Source organism: Actinomadura sp. 3N508 (assembly GCF_044326375.1).
Lineage (GTDB): Bacteria > Actinomycetota > Actinomycetes > Streptosporangiales > Streptosporangiaceae > Spirillospora.
The window spans coordinates 35,858-55,607 of sequence record NZ_JBIRAX010000005.1; the positions used below are offsets into that span (position 1 = coordinate 35,858).

19 protein-coding genes are annotated in these 19,750 nt (G+C 72.3%); 4 read left to right on the plus strand and 15 right to left on the minus strand.

Going from position 1 to position 19,750, the window contains the following annotated elements:
• Nucleotides 1–108: 108 nt before the first annotated feature.
• From ACH34S_RS19050 to ACH34S_RS19110, 13 genes are all read right to left on the minus strand, one after another.
• The gene (locus ACH34S_RS19050) at nt 109–1,302 is read right to left on the minus strand and encodes an amidohydrolase family protein (RefSeq protein ID WP_395954017.1); all 1,194 of its coding nucleotides are present in this window, start codon (nt 1,300–1,302) and stop codon (nt 109–111) included.
• 51 nt (nt 1,303–1,353) lie between these two features.
• Nucleotides 1,354–2,433, minus strand: a complete 1,080-nt coding sequence (locus tag ACH34S_RS19055) for an MBL fold metallo-hydrolase (RefSeq protein WP_395954018.1) — start codon at nt 2,431–2,433, stop codon at nt 1,354–1,356.
• 91 nt (nt 2,434–2,524) lie between these two features.
• On the minus strand, nt 2,525–3,337 hold the full coding sequence (locus ACH34S_RS19060) for an enoyl-CoA hydratase/isomerase family protein (protein WP_395954019.1): 813 nt from the start codon (nt 3,335–3,337) through the stop codon (nt 2,525–2,527).
• A 12-nt stretch (nt 3,338–3,349) separates the two neighbouring features.
• Complete coding sequence (locus ACH34S_RS19065) at nt 3,350–4,108, minus strand: enoyl-CoA hydratase/isomerase family protein (protein WP_395954020.1); 759 nt, start codon at nt 4,106–4,108, stop codon at nt 3,350–3,352.
• A 59-nt stretch (nt 4,109–4,167) separates the two neighbouring features.
• The gene (locus ACH34S_RS19070; protein WP_395954021.1) at nt 4,168–5,319 is read right to left on the minus strand and encodes an acetyl-CoA acetyltransferase; all 1,152 of its coding nucleotides are present in this window, start codon (nt 5,317–5,319) and stop codon (nt 4,168–4,170) included.
• Nucleotides 5,316–5,705: a Zn-ribbon domain-containing OB-fold protein gene (locus tag ACH34S_RS19075; protein ID WP_395954022.1), complete on the minus strand. Its 390-nt coding sequence runs from the start codon at nt 5,703–5,705 to the stop codon at nt 5,316–5,318. Before ACH34S_RS19075 ends, ACH34S_RS19070 begins: the two co-directional genes overlap by 4 nt.
• 50 nt (nt 5,706–5,755) lie before the next feature.
• On the minus strand, nt 5,756–6,175 hold the full coding sequence (locus ACH34S_RS19080; RefSeq protein ID WP_395954023.1) for a MaoC/PaaZ C-terminal domain-containing protein: 420 nt from the start codon (nt 6,173–6,175) through the stop codon (nt 5,756–5,758).
• Nucleotides 6,172–6,630: a MaoC family dehydratase N-terminal domain-containing protein gene (locus tag ACH34S_RS19085; protein ID WP_395954024.1), complete on the minus strand. Its 459-nt coding sequence runs from the start codon at nt 6,628–6,630 to the stop codon at nt 6,172–6,174. Before ACH34S_RS19085 ends, ACH34S_RS19080 begins: the two co-directional genes overlap by 4 nt.
• 5 nt (nt 6,631–6,635) lie before the next feature.
• Complete coding sequence (locus tag ACH34S_RS19090; RefSeq protein WP_395954025.1) at nt 6,636–8,774, minus strand: acetate--CoA ligase family protein; 2,139 nt, start codon at nt 8,772–8,774, stop codon at nt 6,636–6,638.
• A gap of 4 nt (nt 8,775–8,778) precedes the next feature.
• Nucleotides 8,779–9,549, minus strand: coding sequence for an ABC transporter ATP-binding protein (locus tag ACH34S_RS19095; RefSeq protein ID WP_395954026.1), 771 nt, complete (start codon nt 9,547–9,549; stop codon nt 8,779–8,781).
• A complete protein-coding gene (locus ACH34S_RS19100) occupies nt 9,549–11,423 on the minus strand; it encodes an ATP-binding cassette domain-containing protein (RefSeq protein ID WP_395954027.1) in 1,875 nt (624 codons plus the stop codon). The genes ACH34S_RS19095 and ACH34S_RS19100 overlap by 1 nt, the downstream gene beginning before the upstream one ends.
• Nucleotides 11,424–11,427: 4 nt before the next feature.
• Nucleotides 11,428–12,294 (minus strand): branched-chain amino acid ABC transporter permease, encoded by an 867-nt coding sequence (locus ACH34S_RS19105; protein ID WP_395954028.1) that lies wholly within the window; start codon nt 12,292–12,294, stop codon nt 11,428–11,430.
• A 13-nt stretch (nt 12,295–12,307) separates the two neighbouring features.
• Nucleotides 12,308–13,414 carry an ABC transporter substrate-binding protein gene (locus ACH34S_RS19110; protein ID WP_395954029.1) on the minus strand — a complete coding sequence of 369 codons (1,107 nt, stop codon included), beginning with the start codon at nt 13,412–13,414 and terminating at the stop codon, nt 12,308–12,310.
• A gap of 412 nt (nt 13,415–13,826) precedes the next feature.
• Between ACH34S_RS19110 and ACH34S_RS19115 the strand changes: the two genes are divergently transcribed.
• The 3 genes from ACH34S_RS19115 to ACH34S_RS19125 are packed head-to-tail and all read left to right on the plus strand — an operon-like array spanning nt 13,827 to nt 16,803.
• Complete coding sequence (locus tag ACH34S_RS19115) at nt 13,827–14,945, plus strand: acyl-CoA dehydrogenase family protein (RefSeq protein WP_395954030.1); 1,119 nt, start codon at nt 13,827–13,829, stop codon at nt 14,943–14,945.
• A gap of 2 nt (nt 14,946–14,947) precedes the next feature.
• Entirely contained in the window at nt 14,948–16,096 is a 1,149-nt protein-coding gene (locus ACH34S_RS19120; RefSeq protein ID WP_395954031.1) for an acyl-CoA dehydrogenase family protein, read from the plus strand.
• Nucleotides 16,097–16,122: 26 nt separating this feature from the next.
• Nucleotides 16,123–16,803: a TetR/AcrR family transcriptional regulator gene (locus ACH34S_RS19125; protein WP_395954032.1), complete on the plus strand. Its 681-nt coding sequence runs from the start codon at nt 16,123–16,125 to the stop codon at nt 16,801–16,803.
• A 29-nt stretch (nt 16,804–16,832) separates the two neighbouring features.
• On the opposite strand, the gene ACH34S_RS19130 is transcribed toward ACH34S_RS19125, so the two are convergent.
• Nucleotides 16,833–17,369: a DoxX family protein gene (locus tag ACH34S_RS19130; protein WP_395954033.1), complete on the minus strand. Its 537-nt coding sequence runs from the start codon at nt 17,367–17,369 to the stop codon at nt 16,833–16,835.
• A 93-nt stretch (nt 17,370–17,462) separates the two neighbouring features.
• The gene (locus ACH34S_RS19135) at nt 17,463–18,683 is read right to left on the minus strand and encodes an amidohydrolase family protein (RefSeq protein ID WP_395954034.1); all 1,221 of its coding nucleotides are present in this window, start codon (nt 18,681–18,683) and stop codon (nt 17,463–17,465) included.
• 163 nt (nt 18,684–18,846) lie between these two features.
• On the opposite strand from ACH34S_RS19135, the gene ACH34S_RS19140 reads away from it, so the two are divergent.
• Nucleotides 18,847–19,734: an acyl-CoA thioesterase gene (locus tag ACH34S_RS19140; protein ID WP_395954035.1), complete on the plus strand. Its 888-nt coding sequence runs from the start codon at nt 18,847–18,849 to the stop codon at nt 19,732–19,734.
• Nucleotides 19,735–19,750 lie beyond the last annotated feature (16 nt).

Genomic DNA, 19,750 nt, shown 5'->3' on the forward strand with positions numbered 1-19,750 from the left:
AGATGATGAGCGCCGGGGCGTGCGCTTCCCGGCGGATGCGGGACGGGACGATGATCGCAGCGGACCCCTGTCGCGAAGGGGGACGGACAGAGGCCCGCTGCGCGCGGGTCAGGCGGCGACGCCCAGCAGGCCCATCATGTTGCCGCCCATGATCTTGCGGATGTCCTCGTCCGGGATGCCGGCCAGCTCGTCGACGTAGGACAGCGGGTCGGCGAGCCCCTCGACGTGCGGGTAGTCGGAGCCGAAGATGATGTGGTCGGCGCCGAGCAGCTTGATCAGGTCGCGCGGGTCCTCCTCGTGGAACGGGTGCATCCAGAAGTTCCGCTTGAACGTCTCCGACGGCGGCTCCGGGAACACCTGCGGCATCGTGCCGTAGGTCTCGTCGAGGTGCGACAGCAGGTGCGGCACCCAGCCGGCGCCGTTCTCGATCAGCGCGATCCGCACCCCGGGGTGCCGCCACAGCGCGCCGTGGAAGATCAACGAGGTGACCGCGTCCTGGATCTCGCGGTGGGCGTTGCGCATCGCCGCCGTGAACGGCATGGGCTGCGCGAACGCCTGCATCTCGAGCTGCTTGCCCTCCCACTCGTTCCAGTAGCGGTTGTAGCCGCTGTCGGACGCGTGGAGCACGACGAGGACGCCGGACTCCTCGACCAGCTTCCAGTACGGGTCGTACTCCGGCAGCGCGAACGAGCGCGGCCCCTGGTACCCCCACGCGGGCGCGGGACGCATCAGGATGACCTTCGCGCCCTTGTCGAGGACCCATTCGAGCTCGGCGATCGCCTTGTCGACCAGGCCCGGGGTGATGATCGGGGTGGAGAAGATCCGGCCCTCGTGGGCGAACGGCCAGTCCTCCGACATCCACCGGTTGAGGGCGTGGATGACCGCGGCGCACAGGTCGGGGTCGTCGCGCATCCGCTCCTCGACGAGGCTGGCGAGGGTCGGCATCATCAGCGAGTAGCCGAGGCCGAGCTCGTCCATCAGCTCCAGGCGCGGCCCGGCCTCGCGGAAGGCGGGCGGGCAGTCGATGCCCCGGCCGATGATCTGGCGGAGGGTCTTGCCCTCCGGGTTGCCGTGCTTGAAGTACTCCTCCTGGGCGCCGGGCTTGCCGACGCGGTCGAACGTCGGGTTCGGGATGTAGTCGCTGATGTGCCCGCGAACGACGATCTTGGTGCGGCCGTGCACATCGACGTAGTCGATGGCCCCCTTGTACTCGTCGGGCAGGTACCTCGTCAGCGCTTCGCGTTTCTCGTACAGATGGTTGTCGGCGTCGAACACCGGGAAGCCGAGTTGGCGAGATGGCATGAAGGACCTCCTCTTCGGTACCCGTAATCTATCAGACGACTGGTAGGTAAGTCAGGCCCCTTCGGCCGTCTCCAGCAGGGCCGGAGGCCACCAGCGCTCGGGCCGCCCGCCCGAGCGCACCAGCCGCCCGCGCTGTTCGAGCAGCACCATGTGCGCGAGCGTCTCGCCCGTGGCGGCGCGCTTGGAATGGGTGTCGAACGACGACCAGGGCCGCGACCAGGTGAGCCGGCTGCTGATCTCCCAGCACCCCGCGCCCGGACGCTCGCCCAGCGCCTTCTCGATCTCGTCCAGCCGCTCCTCGTGGTGCGCCAGCAGGTGCGCGACCCGGCCGGACAGCCCGGCGAACCGGTACTCGTGGGCCGGGAGCACGTCGTGGACGTCCAGCGCGGCCACCTTGCGCAGCGCGTCGAAGAAGTCCTGGAGCGGGTTGGCGCGCTGCTGCGGATGCATCGAGATGTTCGGCGTGATCCGGGGCAGGACGTGGTCGCCGGAGAACAGCACCCGGCGGTCCTCGTCGGCGAAGCACAGGTGGCCGGGGGAGTGGCCCGGGGTCCAGATCGCGCGCAGGTTCCAGCCGGGGAGGCCGAGCCGCTGGCCGTCCTCGATGAGCCGGTCGGGCTTGGCGACCGACACGAACCGGCGCATCGCCATCGACGCGCTCGCCAGCTCGCGGGCCTGCTCCTGCGGCGTGCCGATGCGCTCCAGCAGCACCCGGTTGTCCTCGATCAGGCTGTCGACGTCGTCGTAGCGCACCGCGAGCAGCGCCGCGTCGGCCGGATGCAGCCCGACCCACGCGCCCGACTCCTCCCGGATGCGGTGCGCCAGGCCGTAGTGGTCGGGATGGATGTGCGTGACCAGGACGGCGCGGACGTCGCCGATCCCGAACCCGGCGGCGGCGAGCCCTTCGGTGAGGGCCCGCCACGCCTCCTCGGTGTTCCAGCCCGCGTCGATGAGCGCGACGCCGTCGTCCAGCTCCAGCGCGTACACCAGCACGTAGCGCAGCGCCTCCAGCGGCAGCGGGACGGGGATCGACCACAGCCCGCCGCCGAGATCCTGCACGGGCGGCAGCAGCTTCCGGCTCCACGCCTCCCACTGAACCCGGTCCAGCGGACCCGGCACGTCCTCGCTCATGGATGGACCCCCTTGATCGACGCCCGTCGCTCCCCCCGAGCCTCAGTATGAACCAGCCGTCTGGTAGACGATCGGCCGGGTCCGGCGAGCGTCAGCGGCCCTGGAACTTGGGTTTGCGCTTCTCGACGAAGGCGGCGGCGGCCTCCTTGTGGTCCTCGCTGACGAAGGTGGCGCCCTCCAGCAGCAGGCCGCTCTCCAGGTTGAGCGCCATCCGATCCCGGACGATCTTGTTCAGCGTCGCCTTGGTGCCCTGGACGGCCAGCGGCGCCCCGTCGGCGAGCTTGCGCGCGATGCGCTCGGACTCCCCGGGCAGCTCCGCGGCGGGCACGGCGCGCAGCACCATCCCGTAGCGGGCGGCGTCGGCGCCGCTGAGCGGCTCGCCCGTCATCAGGTGGTAGCGGGCGGCGCCGAGCGGCATCAGCAGCGGCCAGATCACCGCGCCGCCGTCCCCGGCGACGAGGCCGACCGCGACATGGCTGTCGGCGATCTTGGCGTCCTCGGCCGCGACGACGACGTCGCAGAACAGCGCGATCGTCGCGCCGAGGCCCATCGCGTAGCCGTGCACGGCCGCGACGATCGGCTGCGGCACCGCCAGCAGGGTGTCCAGGATCTCGGTGGCCTTCAACGTGTTCAGGACGCGGGTCGACGGCGGCGGCTGGTCCTCCGCGCTCGTCCACTCGTTGAAGCTCTTGACGTCGCCGCCCGCGCAGAACGCGCGGCCCTCGCCGCGCAGCAGCACCGCGCCGACGGAGGTGTCCTCGGCGACGAGCCGCAGCACCTCCGACAGCTCCCGCTCCAGCCCGCCGCCCATGGCGTTCAGCCGGTCCGGGTTGTTGAGCGAGACCGTCAGCAGCCGGTCGTCCTGCGTCACCAGGACCTTGGTGAACCTGCCGTAATCGGGCACGTGCCCTCCCTCTCAGCGTTTCATCTCGTCGACTTTGGCGGCGCGCGCCGCGGCGCGGCCCGGGGCGGTGATCGCCGCCTCCTGCGCCCGCGCCTCCTCCTCCAGCTGCTCGGCCAGGTGCGCCCGCGCGGCCCCCGACAGCAGCCGCTTGGTGAGCGGCACCGCCAGGCCGGGCCGGTCGGCGAGGCGCGCGGCGAGGTCCAGCGTCCGCGGGACCAGCGCCACCGGCTCGACGACCTCGCTGACCAGGCCCCACTCCAGCGCCTCCGCCGCGGTCAGGCGGCGTCCCGTGGTGAGCAGCTCGAAGGCGCGGGAGTAGCCGAGCAGCCGCGTCAGGTAGTAGGAGCCGCCGCCGTCCGGGACGAGGCCGATGTCGGCGAACGCCGGGACGAACCGCGCCGCGTGCGAGGCGATCCGCAGGTCGGCCGCGCAGGCCAGCGACAGCCCGAACCCGGCCGCGGGACCGTTCACCGCCGCGATCACCGGCTTGTCCAGCGCGGCGAGCGCCAGCATGTTCGCGTTGAACGTGGCGCGCAGGCCGCCGCCCGCCGGGCCGGAGTCGGGGCGCCGCGCCGCCTTCAGGTCGGCGCCCGCGCAGAAGCCCCGCCCGGCGCCGGTCACCACGACCGCGCGGACCGCCGGGTCGGCGGCCTCCCGCCAGGCCACCGCCATGCCCTCGGTCACCGTCGCGTCGACGGCGTTCAGCACGTCGGGACGGTTCAGCGTCACCAGCAGCACGCTGCCGTAGCGTTCGGTCAGCACGGCCGTCATCGGATGCGCTCTCCTTCGGTTCCGCGGGCCGCCGAGCCTGGGTGTGATCGATTCGACTGTCACAACGTCGCCTCCGAACCCAATACGGCGGTGACTTGGCTGGAAAGCTGGCCGCCGTTGCCGTGCGCGACCGCGACCTCGGCGCCGTCCCGCTGCCGGTCGCCGCACTCCCCGCGCAGCTGCCGCACCGCCTCGATGATCGTGAAGATGCCGAACATGCCGGGATGGCAGTACGACAGGCCCCCGCCGCTGGTGTTGACGGCCAGCTCGCCGCCCGGCGCGATCCGCCCGCCGGCGACGAACGCGCCGCCCTCGCCCTTGGCGCAGAAGCCGAGATCCTCCATGAACAGGATCGTGTTGATGGTGAAGGCGTCGTACACCTGCACGACGTCCACGTCGGACGGGCCGACGCCCGCCATCGCGTAGGCCCGCGCCGACGACTCGGTCGCGGCGGTCACGGTGAGGTCGGGCATCTGCGAGATCGACCGGTGCCAGTGCGCCTCGCCCGCGCCGAGCAGGTAGACGGGGGGCTTGCGCGCCGCCCGCGCCCGCTCCGGGGTGGTGACGACGACCGCGCCGCCGCCGTCGGTGACCAGGCAGCAGTCGAGCTTGGCCAGCGGGCTGGAGATCACCCGGCTGGACAGCACGTCGTCCACGGTCAGCGGGCCGCGCTCGAACGCCACCGGGTTGAGCTGCGCCCAGCGCCGGGCCGCCACCGCGACCTCCGCGAGCTGCTCGCGGGTGGTGCCGTACTGGTGCATGTGCCGCGCCGCCGCCAGCGCGTACCCGGTGATCGGCTGACGCGGCTTGTACGGGGCCTCGTAGTTCGGCAGTTCGGGCGGGCCCATCCCGAGCCGGGCCCGGCCGGAGTCGGCGCGCGGGGTGCTGCCGTAGACGAGGAGCGCCACCTCGCAGGCGCCCGCCTGGACCGCCAGGGCCGCGTGGTGCAGGAACGACACGAAAGCGCTGCCTCCGACCATCGTGCCGTCGCTGTAGCGGGGCCTGATCCCGAGGTACTCGCCCACGTCGAGCGGCGCCATGCCGCGTCCGGCGATGGCGGTGAACAGGCCGTCGACGTCGTTCTTGGTCAGCCCGGCGTCGTCGAGCGCGCGTGCCGCCGCCTGCGCGGCCAGGTCGATGGCGTACCGGCCGGTCCCCACCTCGCCGAGGTCGGACTCGGCCACGCCCGCGATCGCCGCCGCGCCCCTCACCGCCCGGCCTCCTCGGGGGTGAACACCGGGCGCGGGGCGCGGTCGCCGTCGCGCGGCTCGATGCGCGCCCGCACCCGCATGCCGATGCGGACGTCCCCGGCCGGGACGCCGACGACCGTGCTCATCATCCGGAAGCCCTCGTCCAGATCGATCAGCGCCACCGAGTACGGCTCCGCGTCGCGGCGGGCCAGCGCGCTCGTGGAGTAGACGGTGCCGAGCCCGGCGCTCTCCCGCCACGCCAGCCGCCCGCTCCCGCAGCCGGGACACGTCACCCGGGGATGGAAGACGGCCTTCGCGCAGTCGTCGCAGCGCTGGTAGGCCAGCACGCCCTTGTCGAGCCGTTCCAGGTAGGCGGGGTGCGGGGCGGGCTCAACCGGTTCGCTCACTGGTGCACCTTGTGGGGGGCCGACCCCCCACACCCCCCGGTTCGCTTCGCTCATTTCGTGTCCTCCTCGGGCTCGGGGTAGACGGCGCTGGCGGTGCCGCGCAGGACGACCGCGCGCTCGCCGTCCGGGGACTCGCGCTCCACCCGCAGCTCGGCCTCCGCCGTCTCCCCGGTGACGCCGGTGATCTCGCCGGACAGGATGAGCGTGTCGCCCGGCCAGACCTGCGCGACGTAGCGGACGCCGTAGGTGCGCAGGTTCCGGCGGCCGAGCCAGTCGCAGGCGAAGCCGGACAGGATCCCGGCGGTGAGCAGCCCGTGGCCGAACACCGACGGGTACCCGGCCGACGCGGCGAAGCCGTCGTCGTGGTGGATGGGGTTGAAGTCGCCGCCCGCGCCCGCGTACCGGACGAAGTCGGTCCTGGTCAGCGGGCCGACCCTGACCTCGCCGGCGCGGGTGCCCGGCGCGATCACGACGAGCCCCCGGCACCCAGTTCGATCATGGTGCCGCGCAGCCGGAGCACGGTCTCGCCGCGCTGGTTGACGAACGTGTTCTCCCGGATGATCAGCGTCATCGGGCCGCGGCTGCCCTGCTTCTCGACCATGTCGACGACGCGTCCGCGCACGGTCAGCACGTCGCCGGCGACGATGTCGCCGAGGTACTCCCAGTCGGTGCCGCCCGCGAGCACCCGCTTGAGGTCGACGCCGAGGTCGTCCTCCACCGACGCCTTCGGTGCCCAGTGCTGCCCGACGGCGCTGAACGTCGGCGGGACGGGCACGTCCGCGTACCCTTCCACGCGGGCTGCCTCGCGGTCGGTGTAGACCGGGTCGGACGTCTTGATCGCCGCCGCGAACTCGGCGATCTTCCCGCGCTCCACCTCGATGGTGTAGGGCGGCCACTCGAAGCCGATCTTGCCGAAGTCGGCCATCCCGGTCAGCCCTCCTCTCCGTCGTCGGCGGCGAGCACGATGAGGGCGTCCGCCGCGACCGCCGACCCGTCCGCCACCCGGACGGGGTTGACGTCGATCTCCCCGATCTCGGGCACCTCCAGGGCCAGCTGGCCGAGGCCCGTCATCGTCGCGGCGAGCAGGTCGAGCTCGGCGGGGGAGAGGCCGCGGGAGCCGCCGACGAGGCGCCCGCCGAGCAGCCCGCCGATCGCCTCGCGGGCGGCGCCGGCGTCGAAGGGCGGGCGGAGCAGCGCGGTCTCCGCCAGCATCTCGATCATGATCCCGCCGGGGCCGAGCGCGACCATCGGGCCGAACACCGGGTCCCGGCGCATCCCGCAGCCGATCTCCAGCCGGGCCGGGGCCATCTCCTGCACCAGCACCCCGGAGATCATCGCCTCCGGGGCGCGCCGCCCCACCTCCGCGATCATGTCGCGGTAGGCGTCCCGGACGGCGTCGGCGCCGGAGAGCCCGAGCCGCAGCCCGCCCACGTCCGACTTGTGGGGAAGCTGGTACGACATCACCTTCAGCGCGACCGGCCCGCCGAGCGCCTCCGCCGCCGCCGCGACCTCGTCCGGCCCCGAGTCGCGGACGCCGCGGACGAACGTCTCCCGCGTCACCGGGATCCCGTACTCGGCCATCACCCGCTTGGCCGTCGACTCCAGGAGCACGCCCTCGCCCAGCGTCCGCGCCTCGCCGAGCATGCCGCGCACCCGTCCGGCGCGGTCGGCGTCGGGCGTGAACGACGCCGCGGGCGGCGGGCGCCGCAGCGTGTGCCTGGCCAGCGTCGCCAGCGCGTGGACGGCCCGCCGCGGATCGGTGTACGTCGGCACCCCGGCCTTCTGGAACTCCTCCAGCCAGGCCGTGCACAGCACCGCGAACGGCTTGTCCGTCGACCGGTACGTCTCGATGATGGCGTCGTTGGCGGGGCCGGGCCGCGCCCACGTCACCGTGGTCGCCATGTCGACGACCGACCCGCCGACGACCTCGCCGAGCACCGTCTGGAACAGGTCGGGCGCGGCGGTGATCTGCGCGGTCGTGTCGACCGGGTTGGCCGCCGACCCGTAGAACGGCTGCGGCATCTTCGCGGCGATCGCGTCCCGCTCCTCCTTCGGGAACTCCGGCACGGTCAGCCCCGACATCCCGGCGCCGTCGGCGAGCAGCACCCCGGCGCCGCCGGACGTCGTCATGATCCCGATGCGGTCGCCGCGCGGCCGCCGCCCGTCCTGGAAGATCATCCCGAGGTCGAGCATCTCCTCCATCGTGTCGGCGACCACCACGCCGTACTGGCGGCACACCGCGTCGAACACCTCGGCGGAGCCGACCACGGACGCGGTGTGGCTCAGCGCCGCCCGCGCCGCCTCCCGCGACCGCCCGGCCTTCAGCATGACCAGCGGCTTGTCCAGCTCGGCGGCGCGCTGCGCGGTCTCCACCAGCACGTCCGGGTCGCGGAGCGTCTCGCTGAACGCCAGCAGCACCCGCGTCTCGTCCCGCTCGACCAGGTAGCGCAGCACCTGCGCGATGTTGACGTCCACCTCGTTGCCGGTGCTGACGAACCAGCCCAGCCGCAGCCCGGCGAGCTGCGCCTTCTCCGCGATGTAGGACCCGAAGCCGCCGCTCTGCGACACCAGCGCGACCGGCCCGGGCGGCGGCAGCGGCGTGCCCGGCGGCATCGCGAAGCTGGCCGCGACCCCGCCCGCCGAGCTGAGGTAGCCGATGCAGTTCGGCCCGGTCACCCGCACGCCGGTGCGCGCGGCGACCTCGGCCAGCTCGCGCTGGAGCGCCTCGCCCGCCGGGCCCGCCTCGGCGAACCCGGCGGTCAGCACCACCGCCCCGCCGACGCCGCGCTCGCCGCACTGCTCGACCACCCCGGTCACGTGCTGCGCGGGCACCGCGATCACCGCGAGGTCGACCGGCTCGGGCAGCTCGGCGACCGACCGGTACGCCCGGTCGCCCTGGACCGTCTCGTCGCGCGGATGCACCGGATACAGCGCGCCCTTGAACGACAGCGCCAGGTTCCCGTACACCTGCCCGCCGATCCGCTCCACCTGGTTGGACGCGCCCACCATCGCGATCGAGCGGGGCGCGAACAGCCGCTCGATCCCCGTCGCCGTCACCTGCTTGCCCACTGCGTCAACTCCCCTGTCCGCCGTCACCGGCTCCCACGCCCAGATAGATCTCGTTGATCATGGCGGTGTCGTCGAAGGACTTCGCGTCGCCCGCGGCGGCGATCCGCCCGTTGTCCACGACCGCGACGTCGTCGGCGACCCGCATCGCGTACTCCACGACCTGCTCGACCAGCAGCAGCGACAGCCCGTCCGCGCGCAGCGCCGTGATCATCTCGAAGACCTCGGCGGCGATCACCGGGGCGAGCCCGGCGGACGGCTCGTCCAGCATCAGCAGCCGCGGCCCCGGCATCAGCGCCTGCGCGATGGCGAGCATCTGCTGCTGCCCGCCGGACAGGCTCCCGGCCACCGCGTGCCGCCGCTCGGCCAGCATCGGGAAGCGCTCGTACTGCTGCTCCAGCGCCGCGCGGCGCGCGGCGCTGCGCTTGCGCCCGCCGGTCCAGCGGCTCAGGCCGCCGGTGGCGAGGGTGAAGCCGCCGAGCAGGAGGTTGTCCTCCACCGTCCGGCCGCGGAAGACCTGCTTGCCCTCCTGGACGTAGCCGAGCCCTTCGCGGACGCGGCGGTGCGGCGCGAGGCCGGTGATGTCCCGGCCGTCGAAGGTGACGGTGCCGCCGGTCACGGCGGGCGGGAACCCGGCGACCGCGTTCAGCAGCGACGTCTTCCCGGCGCCGTTGCGGCCGAGCACGGCGGTCACCCGTCCGGGACGGACCCGCAGGTCGACGTCCCACAGCACCCGGATGTCGCCGTAGCCGCCGCTGAGCCCCTTGACCTCCAGCATCAGCCCTCACCCCCCGTGGCCTGGCCCGCCGGTCCGGCCTGCCCGGCCGCCTTCGAGCCGGTGTACTCCTCCAGCACGCGCGGGTCGGCCTGGATCTCCGCCGGGGTGCCCGACACCAGCAGCCCGCCCTGGCTGAGGACGTGGATCCGGTCGGCGAGCTTCAGCACCAGCGGGAAGTTGTGCTCGACGAGCACGACCGTGCCGCCCGCGTCGCGGATCAGGCCGATGGCGCGTTCCAGCCCGGCGAGGTCGCCCTCGTCCAGGCCGGAGCCGACCTCGTCGAACAGGAACACCGCGGGTCGGGCGGCGAGCGCCCGCGCCACCTCGACGAGCCGGCGGGTGCCGAGCGGCAGCGAGTCGACCTCCTGCCCGGCGACGTCGGCGATGCCGAGCAGCCCGAGCAGCCGGACGGCCTCCGCGTCGTCGGCGGCCCAGCCGCGCCGGAACCCGGGCAGCCGCAGCACCGCCGACGGCACGCGCACCCGGTGCGAGATGTAGCGGCCCGTCGCCACGAAGTCCTTGGTGGTCATGCCGCTCGGGATCAGCGGCGTCTGGAACGTCCGCGCGATCCCGGCGCGGGAGATCCCGTAGGGCCGCAGCCCGCCGAGATCCCGGTCGCCGAGCCTGATCGCCCCGGCGGTCGGCCGGTAGAAGCCGCAGACGAGGTTGAGCAGCGTCGTCTTCCCGGACGCGTTCGGCCCGATCAGCGCCGTGACCTGGCCAGGTTCGGCGTCGATGCTGACCTCGCGGAGCGCGCGGTTGCCGCCGAACGACTTCGAGAGCCCCTCGGTCCGGAGCCGGACGCCGGGCAGGGCGCCCACCTCCGCGGACGCGGCCGCCGGGCCGTCCGCCGCGGCGGGCGCGGCCGGCGCGGCCAGGGTGAGGCCGAGCCGCCGGGCGCCCCAGCGCAGCCACTTGCGGGCGAGGCCGGTGAGGCCGTCGGCCAGCAGGATCCCGGCGACCAGCAGGAAGACGCCGTAGATGATGAGCTGCCACTCCTGGAACGAGCTGAACGACTGCTGCCCCATCTGGACGATCGCCGCCCCGGCCAGCGCCCCGTAGATCGAGGTGGACCCGCCGACGATCGACGCCGCCAGGATGCTCAGCGCCATCGTGAACGTGAACGTCTCGGGCGCGATGAAGCCGTCCAGCCAGGCGAACATCACGCCCGCCAGGCACGCCGGGATCGCGCCGGTCACGTAGACGAGCAGCTTCAGCCGGAACACCGAGATCCCGAGCGCGCTCGCCAGCACCGGGCTCTGCTTGAGCACCAGGAACGCGTTGCCGTGCCGCGACAGGATCATGTTGCGGGCGACGAGGAACCACACCGCCGTCACCGCGATGATCAGCATGTAGAGGGCGTCGCGGCCGAGTTCGGTCCCGAACAGGGTCGGGATCGGCGGCGCCAGCCCGTTGGTGCCGCCGGTGTAGGACTCCAGCACCTTCACCAGGTTCGGGATGATGAGGACGAGGAAGAAGGTCAGCATCGCCAGCGACCAGCCGCCCAGCCGGAGCCCGGGGATGCCGGTGATCAGCCCGACCACGATCGCGCAGCCGATCGCGCACACCATGATCAGGCCCGCGTCGGTGATGCCGTGCGTCACGCCCAGGTAGCCGGTCAGGTAGGCGCCGACCGCGTACAGGAACACCTGCCCGACGGCGAGCTCGCCCGCGTAGCCGAGGACGATGTTGAGCCCGCTGACCTGGAGCGACAGGATCGCGATCAGCAGTACCGTGCGGGCCCAGTAGTCGTTGAGGCCGAGCATCGGCGCGAACAGCACGAGCGCCGCCGCGATCACGCCGGCCACCGGCATGCCGCTGCGCAGCAGGCCCGGGAGGGCCGGGCCCTTCGTCGATGCGGAGAGGGTGGTCATGTCGTCACACCTGCCGTTCCGCTGCGCCGCCGAACAGGCCTCGCGGCCGGGTCAGCAGGATGAGCAGGAAGACCCCGAACACCACGATCTGCGGGTAGGAGTCGCCGACGTACCTTGCGGTGACCGCGTAGAGCAGCCCGATCGTGAACCCGCCGATCAGCCCGCCGAGCTGGCTGCCGGACCCGCCGATCGCGATGGCCACGAAGCCGAACAGGGCGAGGGTCTCGCCGAGGTGGAAGTGCGCGTAGGTCCGTCCCGCGACGAACACCGCGAACAGCCCGGCGATCAGCCCGGCCAGCGCGAACGCGCCGATGCCGAGCGCCCGCACGTTCAGCCCGCGCGCCTGCGCCGCCTGCCGGTTCTCCGCGGTGGCGAGCGAGGCCAGCCCGAGCAGCGTCTTGCGCGACCACAGGTGCAGGCCGACGCCGAGCGCCAGCACGAGCAGGATCAGCACCAGGTCGTTGCGCTGGATGGTGCCGCCGAACAATGTCAGCGGGTCGCTGGAGAACGGGGAGGGCACCTTCAGCGGCTCGGTGCCCCAGATCTTGGACGCGATCCCGCCGAGCAGCGTGCCGACGCCGACCGTGGTGATCAGCGCGGCGTGCGTGCCGTGCCGGCGCAGCAGCGGCCGGATCGCGATCCGCTCCTCCACCACCGCGATCACCGCGACGGCGAGGCCCGCCAGCAGCACGGTCACCGCGACCGGCAGGCCCCAGTCGACCAGGCCGACGTAGGCGAGGAACGTTCCGATCATGATGAGGTACGCGTTGGCGAAGTTCACCACGCCGGACGCCAGCAGCACGACGTTGTAGCCGATGGCCACCAGGCTGTAGAGGGCGCCGGTGGCCAGCCCGGACCAGATGGTCGTCATCGAGACCCCGCCCTCAGTAGCCCTTGCCGGGCACGTAGAGCCCGTCGGCGTCGTAGGTCCCTGGCTGGACGTACTTGAACGATGTCGCGCTGGTCTTCGGGAAGTGGTTCGTCGGGGTGTACTCGTACTGGGTCACCTCGCCCTTGGCGCCCTTGCCGACCCAGGGCGGGGTCGCGGGCGTCCTGAACTTCTCGAACGCCTTCGCGAGCTTCTCCCCGTCGGTCGTCTTCTCCTGGGCGGCGACGTGGGCGACGAACTCGATCAGGTCGTAGGTGGTGGTGAACACCGCGAGGCCCGTCTGCGTCAGGAACTTGGCCGAGTCGGACGCCTTGAACGCCTGGATCACCTTGCCCAGGCCGGGATGCTGCTCGTGCCCCGCCAGCGAGGACGTCTGCATGATGACCTGGTAGTTCTGGATCTGCGCCGCGGTGACCTTGCCGGCGATGGGGGACGGGCTCGCCAGCTGGTCGCCGTAGGAGGGCAGCGTCCAGCCGAGCTGGGCCCGGCTGCGCAGGACGTACAGCACCGCCGTGCCGTAGCCGTTGACGATCAGCGCCTGCGGGTTCTGCGCCTTCAGCTGCTGGAGCTGCGGCGTCATGTCGAGCGCGGTGGCGTCGTAGCTGGCGCTGGCGAGCTCGATGCCGGCCTGCTTGAGCGGGGCCTCGTACTGCTTGAACGAGCTCTGCCCGGTCGCGTCGTCGGAGTAGATCATCGCGACCTTCTTGTAGCCCTTCTGCTTCGCCAGCTGGACGAAGGTGGGCACGTAGGCCGCGCTCGGCGGGGTGACGCCGAAGTGGTAGGGGAACTTCTTCGGGTCGTTGAGCTGGATGCTGCTGGTGGCGCCGACCGACAGGACCTTGTCGCGGGTGAGGATCGGCAGCATCGACATCGACACCGCGCTGGACCCGCCCGGGTAGACGAGGTCGGGCTTGCCCTTGGCGAGCCGGCGCTGCAGCTCGCTGACCGCCTTGGTCGGGTTGTTCTGGTCGTTGGTGATCTCGAGCTTGATCTTGCGGCCGTTGATGCCGCCCTTGGCGTTGACGTCCTCGATCGCGGCGCGGGCGCCGCCGAGCAGGCCGCCGCCGAGGATCGCGGTCGGGCCCGAGGTGTCGATCGACACGTAGAAGACGAAGGGGCCCGTGCCCGCAGAATCCGCGGAGCCGCTTCCACATGCCGTAACGGTGGCCAGAATTGTTCCCATCGCCATTGCGGTGAGAATTTTCATGCCCCGTGATAGAGCGAGCATGACGTCCTCCGCTCAAAAGGGATTCTGTGGGGGTGAACGTGATTCAGTATTGTCTAACATCCGGTCTGCCGGGCGTCAACGGTCTGGCGGGCACGAGTTCACATGGATGAGATCGCCGCTAAGTATGCAGTTCAGGGCCAGAGGGTTGACAGCGCGGAGGCCCGCGGGGTATCTCTGAACCAGGTTCAGTTGCCTACCGGTCGTCTGGTAGTCCTCGATGGTCTGGGGGACACGCCTTGACGTCCGGCGTATTGCCGCGCTTTTTCGTGCTCACAGGGAGCCAACAATGGTTCTTGCGCTGCTGAACGATGAACAGCAGATGCTGCGGGAAATGATGAGTTCGCTGGCCGGCTCGGTGAGCGCGGGAAATCCGCGGGACATCGGGGAGATCGACCGCGGAAAGGGCTGGGGCGCGCTCGCCGACGCCGGGATGCTCGGGCTGCGCGTCCGGGACGGCTCCGGCGCGCCGACCGGCTCGGGCGTCGACGCGATGATCGTCGCGGAGGCGCTCGGCGGTGCGCTCGCACCGCTGCCCTACCTCGGGTCGGCCGTCCTCGCCACCGAGCTGCTCGCGCTGGCCGGCGCGCCGCCCGGCCTGCTCCAGCGGGCCGCCGACGGCGCCGAGCGCCACGCCGTCCTGCTCACCGCCGACCTGTCCGGCATCGCGACCGTCGCCGGCCTCGGGCAGGCGATCGCGTTCGACTGCTGGGGCGCCGCGCACGCGCTCGCGCTGTCGGACGGCGGCCCGGCGCCGCGGCTCGTCCGCGTCCCGCTCGGCGACACCGCCGGCCGCGGGCCCGCCGCCGACCTCACCCGGGAGATCGCCCGGTTCACCACCGCCCCCGCGGGCGCCGAGGAGATCGGCCGCCCGCTGGAGGCGGCCGACCTCGACCGCTGGCGGGCGCTCGCGCTCACGGTGATCTCCGCCGACGCGGTCGGCGCGATGCGCGCCGCCCTGGACGGCGTCGTCGCCTACTCCAAGGAACGCGTCGCCTACGGCACCCTGATCGGCTCGTTCCAGGCGATCCAGCACATGTGCGCGGACGCGCTCGTCCACTGCGAGGCCGCGTCCGCCTGCGTGAGCTACGCCGCCTGGGCCGCCGACGAGGCCGCACCGGACGAGGCGCTGCTCGCCGCGCACACCGCGAAGGCCTACACCGCCACCGCCTCCCTCGACGTGGCCGAGACGGTGATGCAGGTGTACGGCGGCATCGGGCACACGTGGGAGCACGTGGCGCACCTGTACGCCCGCCGCGTCCTGCTCGACCGCGAGGTGCTCGGCGACGCCGCGCACAGCCTGCTCCGCGTCGCCGACCTACGCCTGGGCGAACCGTCCTCCAGCCCCCACCCACCACCATTCAATGGACGAGCTTCGCTCGACGGCCCTCGGCTGGAAGAGAGCTGATCATGGACTTCCGGGACACCCCCGAGGAGGCCGGTTTCCGCGCCCGGCTGCGCGACTGGCTGGCCGGCAACGCCCCGGCGGACTACGACACCGCCGCCGACCACGACACCAAGGCCGCGATCCGGCGCCGCTGGCACCGCAGCCTCTACGACGCCGGCTACATGGGCATGGCCTGGCCGCGCGAGTACGGCGGCCAGGACCTCAGCCCCGTCTACGACGCGATCCTCAACGAGGAGGTCGGCGCGTCCGACAGCCCGCCCGTGCCGGGCCAGGTCAACTACCTCGGCCGCGCCATCTACACCTACGGGAGCGAGGAGCAGAAGCGCCGCTTCCTGCCGACGCTGCTGAGCGGCGAGATCCAGTGGTGCCAGGGCTTCTCCGAGCCGGGCGCGGGCTCCGACCTCGCCGCGCTCCAGACCCGCGCCGAGCAGAAGGCCTCGGGCGGCTACGTCGTGAACGGCCAGAAGATGTGGACGAGCGGCGGCCAGTACTCCGACTGGTGCCTGCTGCTCGCCCGCACCGACCCGGACGCCCCCAAGCACAAGGGCATCTCCGCGTTCCTCGTCGACATGAAGACCCCCGGCATCACCACCCGGCCGATCGTCCTCGCGGACGGCGAGCCGGAGACCAGCGAGGTCTTCTGGGACGACGTCGAGATCCCCGCGGACCAGATGCTCGGCGCGCCCGGCCAGGGCTGGCATATCGCGATGACGACCGTCACCTACGAGCGCGGCCCCGCCGACGTCGGCATGATCTCCAACTACCGCAAGACGCTGCGCGCCATCGAGGAGACGGCCGCCGCGAAGGGCCTCACCGCACGTCCCGAGGTCCGGCGGGAGCTGGCCCGCGCGTACGTGCTCGGCGAGGCGCTGCGGCTGAACGTGGCGCAGCAGCTCTCGCTGCGCGTGTCCGGCCGGGAGCCCGGCCCGGAGGGGTCGGTCGGCAAGCTGCTGTGGTCGCGGGCCGAGCAGTCGCTGTACCACCTCGCGCTGGATCTCGCCGGCGCGGACGCGGTGACGGGCGCGGCCCCCGAGGTGCTCGCCGGGTACTTCCGGTCGCGGCCCATCAGCGTGTACGGCGGCTCGTCCCAGATCCAGCGAAATCTGCTCGCATGGCACATCCTCTCGATGCCGCGTAAACCGACCCGTTGAGCCGCGGCGGCGGGAGAATGGGGTCCATGCGCAAGTCCGAGGGCGGGGAGAACGGCCAGGCCCACGCCCTGCTGAACGCGGCCGAAGAGCTGTTCACCGAACGGGGCTTCTACGGCACGAGCGTCACCGACATCACCGAGCGCGCCGGCACCAGTGTCGGCGCGCTCTACTACCACTTCGGCAGCAAGAACGGCGTGTACCACGCGCTTTGGTCGCGCTACATGGACGCGCAGTCCGGACGGACCCGCGAGGCGGTGACGTTACTGCGTGCGGCAGGCGTCACCGACGGGCGCCGGCTGTTCCTCGCGGGCACCCGCGCCTACCTGACCAGCGCCTGGCACCACAGCGGCCTGGTCCGGATGGTCTCCGACGGCGACGCCCCGGCCGGGTTCGCCGGGGTGGCCCGCCGCTTCAGCCAGGAGTGGGCCCGGCAGAACACCAAGCTCCTCCAGGTCAGCGACCCGCTCGCCGACCGGGCGCTGTCCTCGATCGTCACCGGCTCCATCGGCGGGATCGCCCGGGAGGTCGCCGACTGCGAGACGCTAGAGGACGCGGACGCGCTGATCGCCAAGGCCATCGAGATCTACGGCTCGCTGCTCGGGGTGCCGCCGGTCCGGGACACCGAACCGGACACCGCTGGATCGGGCCTCCGGTTCGCGGACGCTCAGCGGGCCGCCGCCGACGGCGACGGCCCGCACCCACGTTGAGCCTCCGGTGATCCGGACCCCCGCGCCGCTCAGGCGGTCTCCGCCTGAGCGGCGGCGGTCTCCTGGGCCTCCCGGCGGCGCGGCGCCGGGCGGTAGCAGACCGCCAGCAGCCCCGCGCCCGCGGCGAGCCCGCCGCCCGCCGCGATCGGCAGGCCCCAGCCGCCGGGATCCAGGCCGATCGCGTCGTCCAGCGACCAGGCGCCCGGCCCGGTCGTGGCGACCCCGGCGGCGACGACGGCGAGGATCAGGTTGTACTCCCATCCGTTCCCGGCGCTGAAGAAGCCGTTCTCCCGGTGCACCGTCCACGCGGCGACGAGCATGAGCCCGACGAACCCGGCCGCCGCCAGCGGGGTCAGCAGCCCGGCGGCGAACAGCACGCCGGCGCCGATCTCCGTCGACGCGGCGAACAGGGCGTGCAGCCGGCCCGGCCGCATGCCGATGCTCTCGAACCAGCGCGCGGTGCCCGGGATGCGGCCGCCGCCGAAGAACTTGTTGTAGCCATGGGCCGCGAGCGTCAGCCCCACGACCACCCGGACGAGCAGAAGCCCGGCCGCCACCTCGTCCATCCCTATCCCTTCCGCGGAAACGCGCGGCGCGCCGCCCCCATCAGGCCGAGGCCGCCGGTGAGGGCGGCGCGCCGCAGTTCGATGGACGTGGCCCTAGGCCGTCGCCGGCGGGTCGGCGGGGGTGAAGCGGAACACGCGCTCGGCGTTGCCGCGCAGCACCTTGTAGGCGACCTGCGGGTCGATGTCGGCGAGCCGCTCCTGGGCCAGCTTGATGCAGTCCGGCCAGGTCGAGTCCGAGTGCGGGTAGTCGGTCTCGATCATGACGTTGTCCTCGCCGATGACGTCCAGGTTCCGGATGCCGTGGACGTCGTCGATGAAGCAGCCGAACACGTGGTCGTGGTAGGTCTGCCGCAGGTCGAAGTTGTCCAGGTCCAGCGACCCGACCGCGTGCTTGCCCTCCAGCGACCCGCCGAACGCCTCGCCGCGCTGGATCCAGGCGCGCTGGTGGTCGAGGACCTGCTCGGCGCGCTCCAGGAAGTAGGGGATCCAGCCGATGTTGCCCTCCGACAGCGCGATCTTCAGGTTGGTGAACCGCTGGAAGATGCCGCTGAACAGCCATTCGAGCAGCGCGCCCGACGTCCGGTTGGCGCCCCAGGTCATGTTCGCCATGAACGGCGAGTTGGGGCTGATCTTCGGCATGGTGGACGAGGAGCCGACGTGCATGCACACGATCAGCTCGGTCTCCTGGGCCGCCGCGAACAGCGGGTCCCAGTAGCGCTTCGGGTCGTGGATGGTCGGGAGACCGAGCGGGGCCGGGTTCTCGGAGAAGGCGACGCCCCGCGCGCCCTTGGCGGCGGTGCGCTCGATCTCCTTGGCGGCGGCCTTGGGATCCCACAGCGGGACGATCACGAGCGGGATGTAGCGGCCGGGCGCCGACCCGCACCACTCGTCGATCATGAAGTCGTTGTAGGCCTGGACGCAGAGCATCGCGAGCTCCTTGTCCTCGGCCTCCCAGAACAGCTGGCCGCAGAAGCGCGGCACGGACGGGAAGCAGAGGGACGCGAGGATGCCCGCGCGGTCCATGTCCTCCAGCCGCGCGACGGAGTCGTAGCAGCCCGCCCGCATCTCCGAGTAGGGGATCGCGTTCGGGGTGAACTCCTCCTTCTTGCGTCCGGCGGAGGCGGCGAGCCCGGACGAGGGGACCTTGCGGTCCTCGTACACCCAGACCTCGCCGTGCTCGGCGTCCTGGACGAGCCGCGGCGCGACGTCCCTGTACTTGGCGGGGACGCGGTCGGTCCAGACATGGCCGGGCTCGATGACATGGTCGTCGACGGAGATCAGCCAGTTGAGATCGGGAGTCTGCATGGTCGTCATGTCAGTCCTCTCACGTGGGTCAAGGACCAGTTTGTCAACCGGTCGGCTGGTAGTCAACGAGCCGGGATCATCTACCGGCCGACTGGTAGACAATCCGATCAGCCGCGCTTAGGATGCGGGCTACGTTGCGGGCAGCGTCCCGGGAAGCGGTGGAGGTACCGGAATGGGCATCGTGGCCGACCTCGCGAGCGCACTCGACCTGGAGCGGCTGGAGCCGAACCGGTTCCGCGGCGACAGCGTGGACAGCCCGGAACGCGACGTCGTGTTCGGCGGCCAGCTCATCGGGCAGTGCGCCGTCGCCGCCGCGCGCGGCGAGCCCGCCGCGGGCAAGCGCATCAAGACCGTGCACGCGCTGTTCGCGCGGACGGCGTCCAAGACGAGCCCGATCGACTTCGAGGTCGAGTTCCTGCACGCCGGCCGCACCATGGCCAGCGCCACGGTGACGGTCACGCAGGGCGGGCGGCTCTGCGCCAGGGCGATGGCGCTGCTCACCGCGGACGACGACGACCTCATCCGGCACGCCGCGCCGATGCCCGCCGTCGAGCCGCCCGAGGCGCTCGAATCGGTGACCGACCCGTATGTCGGCCGCGAGCTGCGCGTCGCCGGCGGCGCCGACCTCAACGGCTCCACGGCCGCCGCCGACCCGTCCGCCGATCCGACCGAGCTCTCGGTCTGGACGCGGATGCCCGGCGACACCTCCGCCGAACCGGCGATCGCGCAGGGAATGCTCGCCCACGCCAGCGCCGGATTCCTGATCGGCGCCGCGATGCGCCCGCACCCCGAGCTCACCATCGCCGACGCGCACGACAAGTTCTCAACCGGCATCCTGGGGCATAGTGTCACGTTCCACGAGGAGGCCGACGTGAGCGACTGGATCCTGCTGGCGCACGAGAGCCCCTACGCGGGACGGGGCCGCTCCTACGGGCGCGGCCACGCCTTCGCCCGCGACGGGCGGCTGGTCGCGTCGTTCGCGCAGGACGCCATCATCCGCAGCTTCGCGACCGCGCCGGGCATGGCGGCCGATGGCCGCGGCAAGGCGAGCGTCCTCTGAACCGTCCCCCAGACCC